This window comes from Algoriphagus yeomjeoni (assembly GCF_003259505.1).
GTDB classification, from domain to species: Bacteria; Bacteroidota; Bacteroidia; order Cytophagales; family Cyclobacteriaceae; genus Algoriphagus; species Algoriphagus yeomjeoni.
This window is the reverse complement of sequence record NZ_QLLK01000009.1, coordinates 74,890-89,137: the sequence shown is the minus strand read 5'-3', so window position 1 is coordinate 89,137 and position 14,248 is coordinate 74,890. Positions and strand designations below refer to the sequence as shown.

Below are 14,248 nucleotides of genomic sequence, written 5' to 3'. Positions count from 1 at the left end.
TATTATCTAAGTTTTAGTGTTGCCAAAGTGATCACTGCCAAAAGAATCCCTACAATCCAGAATCGGGTTACGATCTTGGCTTCAGGTATATTTTTCTTTTGGTAATGATGATGAAGTGGAGACATCAGGAAAATCCTTCTGCCTTCCCTGTATTTTTTCTTAGTGTATTTGAAGTAGCCCACTTGGAGCATCACACTGACATTTTCAATTACAAAGACTCCGCACATTACTGGAATAAGTAATTCTTTGCGAAGCGTCAAAGCCAAAACCGCAATCACTCCTCCAAGCATCAAGCTGCCTGTATCGCCCATAAAAACCTGGGCCGGATAGGCGTTATACCAAAGAAATCCCACACAGGCACCAATGAATGCCGCAGCAAAAATCACGAGCTCGCCCGAGTTGGGGATGTACATGACATTGAGGTAAGAAGAGAAAATGGCGTTACCGCTGATGTATGCAAAAATCGCAATCGTCAAGCCGATAATGGCGGAGGTTCCCGCCGCAAGCCCATCAATTCCATCGGTGATATTTGCACCATTTGAAACAGCCGTGATAATGAACGTCACCACGAAAATGTATAGAATTGGAGTCATCGCTTCGCCCATAAAGCCCAGCAAAGTCTCGTAATTCAACTCATTGTTTTTGGTAAATGGAATGGTGGTTTTAGCAACTTTGACATCTCTATAAACCGAGGTTTCTACCACACCTTCCTCTATAGAAACAGAATTAGGGAATTCACGGATAACTACACTTTCGTTGAAATAAAGCGTGGAACCTACGATAATTCCGATTCCGATCTGACCGATGATTTTAAATCTTCCGGCAAGTCCTTCCTTGTTTTTCTTGAAAACTTTGATGTAATCATCCACAAAACCAATCCCTCCAAGCCAAACTGTGGTGATGAGCAAAAGGATGATATAGATATTGTTCAGATCTGCGAAAAGCAAAGTCGGGATCAAAATGGCCGCCATGATCATCAAGCCACCCATAGTAGGCGTACCTTTCTTCTCCTGCTGCCCTTCCAAACCTAAATCTCTTACCGTCTCACCGATCTGTTTATTCCGGATCCAAGCGATGATTTTGTGGCCAAAAGATATGGTAATGATCAATGAAAAAAGCGATGCCATACCGGCTCGGAACGAGATATATCGAAACACCCCTGTCCCCGGGATATCAAGTACTTTGTCCAAATAATCAAAAAGTGGATATAACATCTCAGCGCTGTGTCAATTGTTGTAAAAACTCGGTTACTACTTCAGTATCATCAAAGTGATGCTTCACCCCTTTGACCTCCTGATAATCCTCATGGCCTTTGCCAGCGATGAGGATGATATCTCCTTTTTGCGAAAGCATACAAGCAGTCTTAATTGCCTCTCTGCGATCCACAATGGATAATGTCTTTCTGATTTCAGACGGAACTACGCCAGCCTGCATATCTTTCAGTATTGCTTCCGGCTCCTCAAATCGAGGATTGTCAGAAGTAAGAATTGCTTTATCGCTTTCCTGAACGGCTATTTTTGCCATCACAGGACGCTTGGTTTTGTCACGATTTCCGCCACAGCCAACCACTGTGATCAATTGCTCTCCACCAGTTCTTGCGCCGTTGATAGTCTTTAGCACATTGTCCAAAGCATCAGGAGTATGTGCGTAATCGACGATGGCGGTGATGCCAGCAATGGAAATTCTATCGAATCGACCTTTTGCTCCGCGGATGCCAGAGAGCTCACGAAGTACTTCATCTTCCTCTTCCCCCAAAAGAACTGTGACGCCCAAAACACCCAAAAGATTGTAAGCATTGAATGCACCTATCATTCGGAACCAGATCAATTTCCCATTGATATCCAGCTCAAGGCCTTCAAGTGTATTCGATATGATTTTTGCTTTGAATTCTGCAGGAGACTTTAGTGCGAAATACTGATGTGATGCTTTGCAATTCTGAAGCATCACTGCTCCACGCTTATCATCTCCGTTTACCAGTGCAAAAGCGTCTTTAGGAAGCTCATCAAACAACTTCTTCTTTGCTTTTATGTACTCGTCAAACGTGCCATGGTAATCCAAATGGTCATGGCTGATATTTGTAAAAACAGCCCCTGCAAGCTTTAGTCCTGCTATTCTCTCTTGCACAATCGCGTGAGAACTCGCTTCCATAAAGCAATGCGTACAGCCTTCCTCCACCATTTTGCGAAGCAAAGCCTGCACACTTACCGCGTCGGGTGTAGTGTGAGTTGCATGAATTACAGTTTCATTAATCTTATTTTCTACAGTGGAAAGCAAACCCGTGCTGTAGCCCATCCGCATGAAAAGCTGATGCAAAAGCGTAGCTGTGGTGGTCTTGCCATTCGTGCCTGTAATGGCGACTACTTTGATACTTTCCGAAGGATTATCAAAGTAATTGCTAGCCATAATGCCTAGTGCTCTGGCAGAATTCACTACTTGCACATAGGTTACGCCATCTAGTATTTTCTCAGGCAATTGCTCACAAACAACGCTCTGAGCTCCAAGTCCAATAGCTTTCTCTATGAATTCATGGCCATCTACCTGCGTACCTTTGATCGCTACGAAAGCACTTCCCTCAGTCACCTGACGGCTGTCAAAGACAATATCTTTCACCCCCAACTCCATATCTCCAGTGGTAGAGGTAAGTGATACTTTATATAATATGTCTTTCAGTACTTTCATTTATCCCAATACCAGATTAATTGTTGCATTTGGAGTCAAGGCAGAACCAGGCGAAATCGACTGCCCTTTTACTCTGCCTTTTCCTGTATAGTTGACTTTCATTCCCTTGTTTTCCAGAATGAAAAGTGCGTCACGAAGCGGAAGTCCCGACACATCTGGGACAAGTGACTTGTCCGTGTCATTGACATTCATTTCCACGCTCGCTTCACGAGAAACTGTCTTCACCCACTCTTCTGGATTGGCTGCCGAGGCTTTCAATCCTAATTCTTGGAATATCTCTTGAAGTTCTTCCGCTTTCCCAGCCTGCACATAAGGCAATTGCGTACCCTGAGCTTCAGCTCTAAAAATCTCTTGTTGATTTTCTGGGTTCAGCTCAATATCCAGTGCGTAAATTTTGTCTGCTATTTCTTTGAAAACCGGTGCAGAAACATCTCCTCCATAGGCTGCAAAGCCTTTTGGACTGTCAATGACCACGACCATGGAATACTTAGGATTATCGGCAGGGAAATAACCAGCGAAACTGGTGTAATAAACTCTCGTGTATTGCCCATTGACCAACTTCTGGGCAGTACCGGTTTTGCCAGCGATTCGGTAATCAGTGTTGGCGATATTTTTTGCTGTGCCTCGTACCACCACACCTTCCAAAAGTTCTTGGAGAAGTTTGATGTTTTTCTCGGAAGCAATCTGCTTTCGAACCACCTCAGGCTCATACTGTTGCTCAATCCTGTTTCCTTTGGAAATAGATTTCACGATGTACGGCTTCATCATTTTTCCACCATTCGCCACTGCATTGTACAAGGCAAGGGTATGAAGTGGGTTTAGCTTAACTTCATATCCAATAGAAATCCATGGAAGCGAAGTTCCATACCAATCTTTTTCACCAGGTTTTTTGAAAAAAGGCTTGCCTTCGCCGATCAGCTGAAAACCAAAAGGCTCTCTCAATCCAACCTTATCAATGTAAGCCATGAATTTGGAAGGGCTGGAGCCAAAATGCTCGTCTACCAATTTTGAGATCCCAACATTAGAAGATTTCTCAAATGCCTCACGAATGGTCAAGGTTCCGTAACCACCATTCTTTGCATCACGCATGGTTTGGTTATAGAATTTATGAGCACCATTTCCCGTTTCTACCGTTTCGTCCAGCGTGATCTTGTTTTCTTCCAAAAGCGCAAGCATGGAAAGTAATTTGAAAGTTGAGCCAGGCTCTGTGTTTCCCTGATCTCCAATGGCAAAATTGTAGTTTTCACCGTAGCCATTGCCACTCGTATTTCTTTGCAAATTGGTGATCGCCTTGATTTGACCGGTTTTCACTTCCATCACTATCACAGAACCAAATTCCGCATCACGATCAGTCAGTTGACGTCTCAAAGCTGTTTCTGCCACATCTTGAATGTTCACATCTAGCGTCGTAGTCACGTCGTAGCCGTTCTCGGGCTTCACATCTTCTGCATCGAAGACCGGCTTCCAGCTTCCACCAGCTAAGCGTTGAAAAAGTGCTTTCCCATCCTGCCCTTGAAGGTAATTATTGAAACTGTACTCGATTCCTGCGCCATATTGGTCTTCATTCAAAAAGCCAACTGTACGGCTGGCAAGGGAATTAAACGGTCTATATCTTTTCTCTACTTTCTCGAAAATAACTCCACCTCCCAGTCTTCCTTCTCTGAAAATTGGCCAATTGGACATTTCCTGCATGCCTTGATATCCGATCTGCTTTCTGTTCAGCACCAAATACCGTTTGTTGTCTAGTCTGGCATCATTAATCATTCTCTTATAAGAGTCAGCCGACTTATCCTTATAGTATCCGGAAAGCTTTCTAGCAAGCGAATCAATTCCGGCTTTGTAGCGATCAGACTTTGCGATAGTTGGATCTAGTGCAACTCTATAAAAAGGCAAACTGGTAGCTAGTAAGCTTCCATCAGCTGCGTAGATATTGCCACGAGTAGCTGGCACTTCCCGATATTGGAAGTTGATTGTTTCGGCTTTTTCACGCCATACGTCTCCATCCGCCATTTGAAGCTTGGCGATTTTATACGGGATTAGCGCAGAGATCAGCGCTATGAGGATGAACACCACCCGTACTCGGATCAATATGGATCGTTTAAAATTCACTATTCTACCTCGATTTTAATCGGTGGTTGATTGAGTTCTACTATTCCTTGCTCAGCTACGCGCTTCGCTACTTCTGACTGCATGCTGCTAAGCATGTATTCTGCTTCCAGCGTAGTCACATCTGCTCTTAGATCTTCTACTTCCTGCTGTGCCTTTTCGATTTTGCGCACCATATTTTCAGCGCGGTGATTGCTCCAGATGTAGACCAAAGCCAATAAAGCCACAAATCCAACCGGTGGAACCAATTGGACTGGCACTCCTTCACCCAAGATTCCAGTAACATCGAGCTTCTCTTCCATCCATGTGAAAATGGATTTGCGAGGACCGCCTTTTGGCTTGTTGCCTGATTTCAATTTTTTCCTGAATGTGTTATTGCTCATATCCCCGTCTTCTTAGCAATTCTGAGTTTCGCACTTCTTGCTCTTGGGTTCGATGCTATTTCTTCTGCATCTGCTACAACAGCACCTCTGCTGATTGGCTCGAGAGGTCGTATTAGATTTCCGTAAAAATCCTTCTCCACCTCACCTTGGAATTTCCCTTTGATCATCAGGTTTTTCACCAAGCGATCTTCCAAACTATGATAGCTCATCACCACCAATCGCCCTTCTGGTTTGAGAATTTCTACTGCTTCACGTAGCATTTCCTCCAAAGCCCCCATCTCATCGTTCACTTCTATTCGCAAAGCCTGGAAGACTTGCGCGTAGTATTTAAAGTCTTTGCCTTTTGGGGCGTATCTTTTCAGAAAAGATGTAAAACCCTCTGTTGTCTCAAATTGCTGTGAGGTTCGTTCAGAGACTATAGCTTGCGCCAACGTCTTCGCATTTTTCACCTCACCATACATCCCAAGAATCTTGTGAAGCCGACCCTCATCGTAAGTATTCAGAACTTCTTTTGCAGAAACCTCTGCCGACTGATTCATTCGCATATCCAAGCTTCCACTGAATCGGGTAGAGAATCCTCGGCTCGGCTCATCGATCTGATGCGATGAAATCCCCAAATCTGCCAAAACCCCATCAACCTTTTTCACTCCATGAAGCCTTAGGTATTTTTTCAAATCCCTGAAATTGGCAGCGATGAAGGTGAAGTTGTCTGATGCAGGAATATTTGCTTCAGCATCCACATCCTGATCAAAGCCATACAAGTGACCTTTGTCCAAATGCTTCAAAATCTCACGGGAATGTCCACCTCCGCCAAAAGTCACGTCTACATAAACCCCATTGGGATCAATAGACAATCCTTCAGTGCATTGGGCTAGCATCACTGGTATATGATAAATAGACTCCGTCATGAGATTAAGAGAGATGCTTTTCCATCAGGCTAGACAAGTCCGCCGGATCCTTGATTATATTATTCAGGTAGTTTTCAGTATTCCAGATCTCTATACGAGTTCCGTTTCCTACTACCATGATGTCTTTCTCTAGCCCTGCGTAGATTTGAAAATGCTTTGGCACCAGCAATCTGCCAGCGCTATCCAATTCCACGTCAGTTACTGAATTGAAAAAAGACCTTTGCAACAATCGCTGTTCAGCGTTATTGATGTTCAGAGACTTGATTTGATTCTCCAGTTTTTTGTATTCCACTATGGTATAAAGTGCCAGGCACCTATCTTCAGCCATGCGAAGCATAAGCGCACTCCCATTAGCCTCCGGTATTGCCGCCTTTATCTTGGCCGGCAAAACCAAACGCCCTTTGGGGTCTAGCTTGCAATCGTATTGACTGTTGAACATAATTTCCTGTACTCTTTAGAATGATGAGTTTGTGGTAAAGACAAAAGTAATAAAATGACTTTCACTTTCTACCACTTTCCTCCACAATTTCCCACTTTGACTTAAAAGTAGGCAAATCTTTATTCCATCCCAATATTTATATGAAAAATTCACTGTTTTTTTTCATTGTATCCTATTGATTAGAAAGAGGTTAGATCTTCCCCAAAATGAGGCAAAACAGAGCGTTTTAGCCATTTTATCTGGCTAGAAAAAAATATCTATTCTATTATGGGAGTGAGAACAAAAGAAAAGTGGGGGGATTTCCCAGGATTTACTAAAAATCAAGAGTAAAGTGGGGAATAAACCCACAGTGCAAAAATTCGAGCATTAATTTTAATAAAAACCACAACTACAGAGTTCACTTTCATAAAGCTTTAGAATTAAAAAATCTTTCCAAATGTTATGGCCTTTTGATCCGAAAATTCATTTGGCAATGCACAAAAAAAAACACCCTCGCGCTGAGAGTGCTTTTATTAATTGACCTGATTTTTTGAAATTAGATACTATCTATAAAGGATTTTACTTCCTCTTTGGATTTACCCGTTTTCTGCTGGATTTTTCCTAAAAGCTCGTCTGCTCTCCCTTCGTCATGCATCAAGTCATCCTCGGTCAATTCACCGTATTCCTGCTTCAACTTACCTTTAATTTCGTTCCAATTTCCTTTTATTTTATCTTCAAATGAACTCATGATATTTTTCGTTTAGGTTAAAAATTAATTTCTTACCCTATTAAATCCACATCTTGTGCCAAAGCAATAGTTATTCCCTAAAACAGCCCCTAAACACTCCTAAAGGTATTTTATGAAGGATTCACCGGAAATTACTTAACGTTTTTTCGTCAAGTTGGGGAATCACATTCGGGAATTGAGGATATTTTTATTTGATTAAAGAGATTTTAAAAAGTTGAGGTTGAATGGAATTTCTTTAAATCTTAACGGTCATATACATTTTCCCGTCATGTTGGTTAAGAGTGTAGTGCCACATAGCTGACCCATTTGATTGAATCCCGCGATTGGTCATTTGATTATTCTTTAGCTAGCTATATTAATCTTTGAAAATGAAGCAGTCAGATCTTTTAATCTTCAACTCTAAGGGTATTTACTGCCCAAAAGCCCAAGTTTATATTGATCCATGGAGGCCTGTCAACAAGGCTATCATCACGCACGGACATTCGGATCATGCTAGGTATGGCCACAAGAAATACCTCACACACCATAGTAACGTCCCCATCATTCGCCATAGACTTGGAGATATAAATGCCCAAGGAATTAGCTGGAATGAGCCTTTTCAAGTTAATGGAGTCAGATTTAGTCTTCATCCTGCAGGACATATTATTGGCTCTTCTCAAGTAAAAGTAGAATACAAAGGTGAAGTCTGGGTTTTTACTGGAGACTACAAAACCGAAGATGACGGAGTCTGCACGCCCTACGAACTTGTTAAGTGCAATACCATGATTACTGAATGCACATTTGGACTTCCTGCTTTCAAATGGAAGCCCCAAGAAATCGTTTTTGAAGAGATCAATGCTTGGTGGAAAAGCAACAAAGAAGAAGGAAAAACTTCAGTATTGTTTGGCTATACTCTTGGAAAAGCTCAGCGGATTCTCAAGCATTTGGATCCATCCATCGGGAAAATCTACACCCATGGCGCCGTAGAAAATATGACGGAAGTCCTCCGCCCACAATTACAATTGCCAGAAACACATCTGATTACCAAAGACACTTCATCTAAGGAAATTCAAGGAAGTATGGTAATAGCACCACCAAGTGCTCATGGTACACCTTGGATGCGGAAAATGGTGCCATTCGAAACAGGAACCTGTAGTGGCTGGATGGCTTTTCGCGGAGCAAGATCACGCAGAGCTACGGATAAAGGCTTTGTGCTATCAGACCACTGCGATTGGCAGGGTTTATTGCAAAGCATCAAAGAAAGCGAAGCAACTCGAGTGATTTGTACACACGGGTATACGGATATTTTCAGCAAGTACCTTCGGGAAATCGGATATGATTCCAGCACAGAAAACACTGATTATGAGGGAGAAAAAGAAGATACTGCTACGACTGAAACCATCCAATCAGCATGAAACAATTCGCTCAACTGATCGAAAAGCTGGACTCAACCAATAAGACAAACCAGAAAGTCGCTGCTTTGGCTGCATACTTTGCTGAAGCCAATGAGAAAGACAAGCTCTGGACTATGGCAATTCTATCTCATAGAAGGCCTCCACGACCGGTAAATACCACTTTACTTCGCACTTACGCAGCTGAACTAGCCGAAATCCCACTTTGGCTTTTTGAAGAAAGTTACCATATCGTAGGCGACTTGGCAGAGTCTATAGCCTTAGTCGTACCAAATGATTTCCACACAAGTGAAAAATCACTGAGCACTATTCTGGATGAACTGATTTTATTAAAACCCCAAACTGATCTAGAAAAAAAAGAATATGTGCAGCGTATGTGGATGCAGCTGGATTATTATTCCCGATTTGTTTTCACCAAGCTCCTCACTGGATCATTTCGAATCGGAATCAGCCAAAAGCTCATGACCAAGGCACTTTCTCAGGTAACTTCTGTGCCACCAGATGAACTTGCTTATCGCATGATGGGTGATTGGAGTCCCGACTCAACGACATTCGAGGAGCTAGTTTTTGGAAGAAATGAACAAGCATATGTGTCAAAACCCTATCCATTTTACCTGGCTTATGCCTTAGAAAATGACTTGGACGAACTTGGCGATGTGGCCGATTGGGTAGCGGAGCACAAGTGGGACGGCATTCGCGGCCAGGTGATTTCCAGAAAAGGTGAGATTTTCGTTTGGTCCAGAGGTGAGGAATTAGTTACAGATAAGTATCCTGAAATCGCAGAATTGGTGAATTTCTTACCAAAAGGCACAGTCATCGATGGGGAAATATTAGCATTCATCGACGGTCAAATCGGGCTATTTAATGACCTTCAAACTCGAATAGGAAGAAAAAGTGTTAGCAAGAGTATTCTACAAAAAGTCTCCGTAATTTTTAAAGCATATGACCTTCTAGAGTATAATGGCGAGGATATCAGAGCATTGAGCTATCTGGAACGAAGGGCTATCTTGGAAACTTTGGTCATGAAAACAAACCATCCAGCTTTGCATATTTCAGAACAAATGCAATTTTCCTCTTGGGAGGAAGTAGCTTCCGAGCGAAAGCTGTCAAGGGACAAAAGAAGTGAGGGCTTGATGTTGAAGAAGAAATCTGCATCCTATCAAGTCGGCCGGAAAAAAGGAGATTGGTGGAAGTGGAAAACTGATCCGCTCACGATTGATGCCGTGCTTACTTACGCGATGCGTGGCCATGGAAGGAGAACGAATCTATTTACTGATTATACTTTTGGTCTTTGGCAACCCAATGAAACTGGAGAAATGGAACTGGTAACTTTTGCCAAGGCATATTCAGGCCTGACAGATAAAGAGTTTGCAGAAGTAGATAAAATCATCAAAAAAACCACTTTGGAGCGATTTGGACCTGTTCGAAGCGTTGCACCTACGCTCGTATTTGAGTTGGCTTTTGAGGGAATTGCTTTTTCAAACCGCCACAAAAGTGGTGTAGCCGTTCGCTTTCCACGAATTCACAGATGGCGACAAGACAAAACCATCGAAGAGGCAAATACTCTTGAAGATCTGAAGGCATTGATTCCAAAGTGAAAATTTCATGTAGGACTACAAGAAAAAAGACCTGTCCAACGGGCAGGTCTTTTTCAAAGCATCAACACACAATTACCTTTTCAGGTATATCTTGAGAAGAACGTCAGTTCTATTTGTTATCTTCTTTTTTCTTTAATGCCTCTTCCAATTTTTTCTGGTAGGCTTCGATTTTGGCGGCGTTCTCCTTTTGCCAAACTTCCATTTTACGTTGATACTCCTCCATTTTTGGCTGCATCTTAGCCTCCCACTCTTTCATCTTCGCCTCGTACTCCTTCATTTTTGGCTCGTTAGCTTTTTGCCACGCTTCCATCTTAGCTTCGAATTCCTTCATTTTAGGTTCATTTGCTTTCTGCCATGCCTCCATCTTCTTCTCGAATTCCTCCATTTTTGGCTTCATAGCCTTTTGCCATGCTTCCATCTTAGCCTCAAACTCTTCTTGATGAACTTCCCATTCTGCAGCTTTCAATTCAGCTGCTCTTGCCCACTCTATTGAACGTTTATCAATTTCCTTTGCCCACTTTTCCTTTTGCTCTGGAGTCATATTTTTGATGGTGTCGGCATTAAAAAAGAAGCCCGGCCCATTTTTTCCATCAAATTCAAAAATCATTGGATGATCACCCATCTCGAAGATCATCTCTGGCATGGAGCCCATTTCAAAGTCAGGCATTGGCGCCATTTCAAAATCCATTGGAGGCATAGGTGCCATAGCAAAATCCATCATTGGGGCCATCGTCTCAGCAGGGAAGGGAGGCATTGGGGCTAAATCCAATGCTGGCATATCTTCTAACACCATCGTCTTACCATTTTGCTTATATACGTAAGAGCCGTTCTTACCTTTCTTTATAACTATTGTATCACCTTTTGTAATAATGGTGTCTCCTTTAATCAGAACATGCTCCGGCTTAGCGTATTGATAATCTACGACTTGATTTTTAGAGTTTACATAAGTTGGCTTCCCATCAGTGATCACAACTTTTTTAACTTCATTATCCACGATAGTATCAGCGGATACCTCCAGGTTATTATTGATGTTTGAATTGACATTAGCGTTAAGATTTATATTATTCTCAACTTGAGCAATTGCCTGTAATTCGGTATTCACATCAACAGTGACTGGATTAACTTTTTCTGCAGAGACGGAAACGTCCTGTTGTGCTGTAGCCATCAGGCCAGCGCTTAATAAGAGTGTTAGTAGCATAGGGATAGAAATAATAGGGTTTTGTGGATAGGTCTGAGCCGGGTGACCCAGGATTCTTCTGATTCTTTGAAGGGTTGGATTCCTTCTTTTTCCAGCAGCAAGTGCTAGCTCTGGTGGGTTTTGCTTCGCAAAGTTCAGCACCTCAGCAAGACTATGTGCAAGCTCCTTGGGAACTACACCTACCTGAACTGCTAAGTCATCAGCTGCATTTTCCCTCAGCTCCTTGACGGTCTGACTCATCCACCAGTAACAAGGGTGATAAAAGAAAAGCACTTCTAGAGCTGATTGAAATAGATTTACCAAATAATCATTCCGCTTCACATGTGCCAATTCATGGGCGATGATCGCTTCCAATTGCACAGGTGTGAGCTGCAAAATAAGTCCTGCAGGAATAAGTATGACAGGTTTGAGATAGCCAAATGTAATTGGCGAAACTCCATAGGACGTCAATCGAAGCTCAACGTTCTTGGATATATTCATCTTGCTCACCAGGCGATAAAGCATTTTCTCCAACTGGAAATCCTCTGGATCTGAAGATGATTTTCTAAGCGTTCGGACTTCAGAAAGACTATTGAAAAGACGGAAAAGGAAGAGCAAAGCTCCCAAAAACCAAAAATTCACTAACAAGGGTAATTGAAGCTCAATCCATCCCACTGCCAGGTAGATAAATTCTTCCATTCCAATGCTAGAAGAAGCTTCAATAGTCTGCATCGGGATAAAAGATCTATTAATTCTCTCGAAAAGTGGTGTAGGTGTAAAACTTGCAACTTCGTAAATGAAGGTTCCAACTGCTGCAACTACTGAAAGACACAAAGCCGCCAAACCTAAATTATACTTGAAGTCGGCGCTTTTCTTGCTAAACACCTTCAACATGAACCAAAGTCCAGCACCCAAAATAACAAGTTGCCAGAGTGAGTGCACTAGCGTCCAGCCGATGGCATACACTATACTTTCCGATACCCAGTCGTTTAAAAGATCCATTATTTCTTATTTTCTAGTTGGTCTAAAAATGCCCTTATTTCATCTAATTCCTCTTTGGAAGGGTTTTCTTCACCCAATGCCTGGAGTACCAATTTTTGCGCAGAACCACCAAAAGCAGTTGTTACCAAATTCTTAAGCAGCGATTTCTGAGTGTCCTTCTGATTCGTAGCTGGACTATAGATATGTGTGCGCTGGGTTTCATTTCTACTGACCATCTGCTTGGCATGCATGTTCTGCATGGTCTTCAGCGTAGTCGTATAGCCAGTATCTTTTGTCTCTGAAAGTCGCTCATGTACCTGGCGGACGCTGGCTTCCTTCATTTCCCACAATAGGGAAAGTATTTCTAATTCTGATTCGGTAGGCTTACTCATAGGAGTTTATACGATAACTTTCGTAGCAAAGATATACGAAGAGAATCGTAAGTTCAAAATATCTACGATAATAATCGTATTAAAAAGTGTTAAAAAACTGTTTATCAGTATTTTATCATGATTAAATAAACTTAAGAAATATTATAAGGCAAATAAATAACCCGATCGTCACGCGCTATTATGACAAAAATGTGTTCGTTTTTATTCATTGGAAAGGTTTTGAAGGCATAATAGAAAGAATTACGATTTATGCCTAGAGACAAATATTTAGGATTTTCAATGAACTTTACCGTCTCGACATTAGTTGTATAGACACGGAATTTTTGAAATCAAACCAACTTTCGAAATGAATTACGATCAAGCATTGTTAAAACCTATTTCACTAGCAGGTGGACTAGAGTTAAAAAATAGAGTATGGATGGCCCCGATGACTAGAAGTCGTGCAGATAATCCATCGAATAAACCTTTTGATATTCACGAGAAATATTACGCACAGCGAGCATCTGCTGGTCTTATTATTACGGAAGGCTCCCAAGTTTCCAAAGAAGCAGTAGGCTACATTAATACTCCTGGAATTTATTCAGCTGCACAAGTAGAAGGATGGAAAGGAGTCACAAAAGCAGTGCATGATAAGGATGGAAAAATTTTCATACAATTATGGCATGTAGGAAGAATCTCGCATCCAGATTTTCATGGTGGAGAATTGCCATTGGCACCTTCCGCAATCAATCCGCATCAAAAATCCTATACTCCGGAAGGTTTTAAAGATACTGTCACTCCGAAAGAAATGACCCGTGCAGAAATTAAGCAAACGATTCAGGATTTTAAAAATGCTGGTAAAAATGCAATGGAGGCAGGTTTTGATGGAATTGAGATTCACAGTTCAAATGGCTATCTACTACATCAATTTTTTAATGCAACCAGTAATACCCGAAGGGATGAATATGGGGGATCAATCGAGAATAGAGCAAAAATCCTTTTTGAAATTATTGATGCGCTAAAAGAAGTGATGCCAGAGCAAAAAATCGGATTGAGATTAAACCCATCACTTAATGGGGTTTTTGGAATGGAAGCTGATGAGGAAACTATCCCAACTTTTGAATACATCGTTGAAAAATTGAATTCCTACGATCTTGCCTATTTACACTTATCTGAGCCATTTTCGGATGTTTCAGACATTCCATATTTAGTAAGTGAAATAGCCAAGCATTTCAGACCGTTATTTAAAGGAACTTTGGTCATTAATGCTGGTTTTGACCAAGAGAAAGGAAACAAAGTGATTGAAGAAGGATATGCTGACGCCGTGGCTTTTGGCACGTTATATATTTCCAATCCAGACCTAGTAGAGCGCTTTGCTGAGCATGCAGAACTAGCTAGTCCTGATAAAGACACGTATTACACACCTGGAGAAAAAGGGTACACTGATTACCCCAGCATTGAAGAATTAAAAGTTGGATAATCACCCTA

Annotated in this window: 12 protein-coding genes; 3 read left to right on the top strand and 9 right to left on the bottom strand. The window is 41.8% G+C overall.

What is annotated here, in order from left to right; genetic code table 11:
- Positions 1–2 precede the first annotated feature (2 nt).
- The 7 genes from mraY to LV83_RS15350 form a co-directional block, all read right to left on the bottom strand.
- Positions 3–1,214 (bottom strand): phospho-N-acetylmuramoyl-pentapeptide-transferase, encoded by a 1,212-nt coding sequence (gene mraY, locus LV83_RS15380; protein WP_111612443.1) that lies wholly within the window; start codon positions 1,212–1,214, stop codon positions 3–5.
- A 1-nt stretch (position 1,215) separates the two neighbouring features.
- On the bottom strand, positions 1,216–2,679 hold the full coding sequence (locus LV83_RS15375) for a UDP-N-acetylmuramoyl-L-alanyl-D-glutamate--2,6-diaminopimelate ligase (RefSeq protein ID WP_111612442.1): 1,464 nt from the start codon (positions 2,677–2,679) through the stop codon (positions 1,216–1,218).
- Positions 2,680–4,788, bottom strand: a complete 2,109-nt coding sequence (locus tag LV83_RS15370) for a penicillin-binding protein (RefSeq protein ID WP_111612441.1) — start codon at positions 4,786–4,788, stop codon at positions 2,680–2,682.
- Positions 4,788–5,168, bottom strand: coding sequence for an FtsL-like putative cell division protein (locus LV83_RS15365; RefSeq protein WP_111612440.1), 381 nt, complete (start codon positions 5,166–5,168; stop codon positions 4,788–4,790). The genes LV83_RS15370 and LV83_RS15365 overlap by 1 nt, the downstream gene beginning before the upstream one ends.
- Positions 5,165–6,076 carry a 16S rRNA (cytosine(1402)-N(4))-methyltransferase RsmH gene (gene rsmH / locus LV83_RS15360; protein WP_111612439.1) on the bottom strand — a complete coding sequence of 304 codons (912 nt, stop codon included), beginning with the start codon at positions 6,074–6,076 and terminating at the stop codon, positions 5,165–5,167. Before rsmH ends, LV83_RS15365 begins: the two co-directional genes overlap by 4 nt.
- A gap of 4 nt (positions 6,077–6,080) precedes the next feature.
- On the bottom strand, positions 6,081–6,515 hold the full coding sequence (gene mraZ / locus LV83_RS15355; RefSeq protein WP_111612438.1) for a division/cell wall cluster transcriptional repressor MraZ: 435 nt from the start codon (positions 6,513–6,515) through the stop codon (positions 6,081–6,083).
- 535 nt (positions 6,516–7,050) lie between these two features.
- The gene (locus LV83_RS15350) at positions 7,051–7,242 is read right to left on the bottom strand and encodes a CsbD family protein (RefSeq protein WP_111612437.1); all 192 of its coding nucleotides are present in this window, start codon (positions 7,240–7,242) and stop codon (positions 7,051–7,053) included.
- A 368-nt stretch (positions 7,243–7,610) separates the two neighbouring features.
- On the opposite strand from LV83_RS15350, the gene LV83_RS15345 reads away from it, so the two are divergent.
- On the top strand, positions 7,611–8,636 hold the full coding sequence (locus LV83_RS15345; protein WP_111612436.1) for a ligase-associated DNA damage response exonuclease: 1,026 nt from the start codon (positions 7,611–7,613) through the stop codon (positions 8,634–8,636).
- Positions 8,633–10,231 (top strand): ATP-dependent DNA ligase, encoded by a 1,599-nt coding sequence (locus LV83_RS15340; protein WP_111612435.1) that lies wholly within the window; start codon positions 8,633–8,635, stop codon positions 10,229–10,231. Before LV83_RS15345 ends, LV83_RS15340 begins: the two co-directional genes overlap by 4 nt.
- Before the next feature lie 109 nt (positions 10,232–10,340).
- Here LV83_RS15340 and LV83_RS15335 read toward each other — a convergent pair whose 3' ends face one another.
- Positions 10,341–12,410 carry a M56 family metallopeptidase gene (locus LV83_RS15335; protein WP_111612434.1) on the bottom strand — a complete coding sequence of 690 codons (2,070 nt, stop codon included), beginning with the start codon at positions 12,408–12,410 and terminating at the stop codon, positions 10,341–10,343.
- Entirely contained in the window at positions 12,410–12,781 is a 372-nt protein-coding gene (locus LV83_RS15330; RefSeq protein WP_111612433.1) for a BlaI/MecI/CopY family transcriptional regulator, read from the bottom strand. Before LV83_RS15330 ends, LV83_RS15335 begins: the two co-directional genes overlap by 1 nt.
- Before the next feature lie 346 nt (positions 12,782–13,127).
- On the opposite strand from LV83_RS15330, the gene LV83_RS15325 reads away from it, so the two are divergent.
- A complete protein-coding gene (locus LV83_RS15325; RefSeq protein ID WP_111612432.1) occupies positions 13,128–14,240 on the top strand; it encodes an alkene reductase in 1,113 nt (370 codons plus the stop codon).
- Positions 14,241–14,248 lie beyond the last annotated feature (8 nt).

Coding starts and splice junctions, on each gene's coding strand:
- LV83_RS15330 (WP_111612433.1), bottom strand. CDS start 12,781: ATGAGTAAGCCTACCGAATCAGAATTAGAAATACTTTCCCTATTGTGG.
- LV83_RS15365 (WP_111612440.1), bottom strand. CDS start 5,168: ATGAGCAATAACACATTCAGGAAAAAATTGAAATCAGGCAACAAGCCA.
- LV83_RS15340 (WP_111612435.1), top strand. CDS start 8,633: ATGAAACAATTCGCTCAACTGATCGAAAAGCTGGACTCAACCAATAAG.
- LV83_RS15325 (WP_111612432.1), top strand. CDS start 13,128: ATGAATTACGATCAAGCATTGTTAAAACCTATTTCACTAGCAGGTGGA.
- LV83_RS15350 (WP_111612437.1), bottom strand. CDS start 7,242: ATGAGTTCATTTGAAGATAAAATAAAAGGAAATTGGAACGAAATTAAA.
- mraY (WP_111612443.1), bottom strand. CDS start 1,214: ATGTTATATCCACTTTTTGATTATTTGGACAAAGTACTTGATATCCCG.
- mraZ (WP_111612438.1), bottom strand. CDS start 6,515: ATGTTCAACAGTCAATACGATTGCAAGCTAGACCCCAAAGGGCGTTTG.
- LV83_RS15335 (WP_111612434.1), bottom strand. CDS start 12,410: ATGGATCTTTTAAACGACTGGGTATCGGAAAGTATAGTGTATGCCATC.
- LV83_RS15345 (WP_111612436.1), top strand. CDS start 7,611: ATGAAGCAGTCAGATCTTTTAATCTTCAACTCTAAGGGTATTTACTGC.
- rsmH (WP_111612439.1), bottom strand. CDS start 6,076: ATGACGGAGTCTATTTATCATATACCAGTGATGCTAGCCCAATGCACT.
- LV83_RS15375 (WP_111612442.1), bottom strand. CDS start 2,679: ATGAAAGTACTGAAAGACATATTATATAAAGTATCACTTACCTCTACC.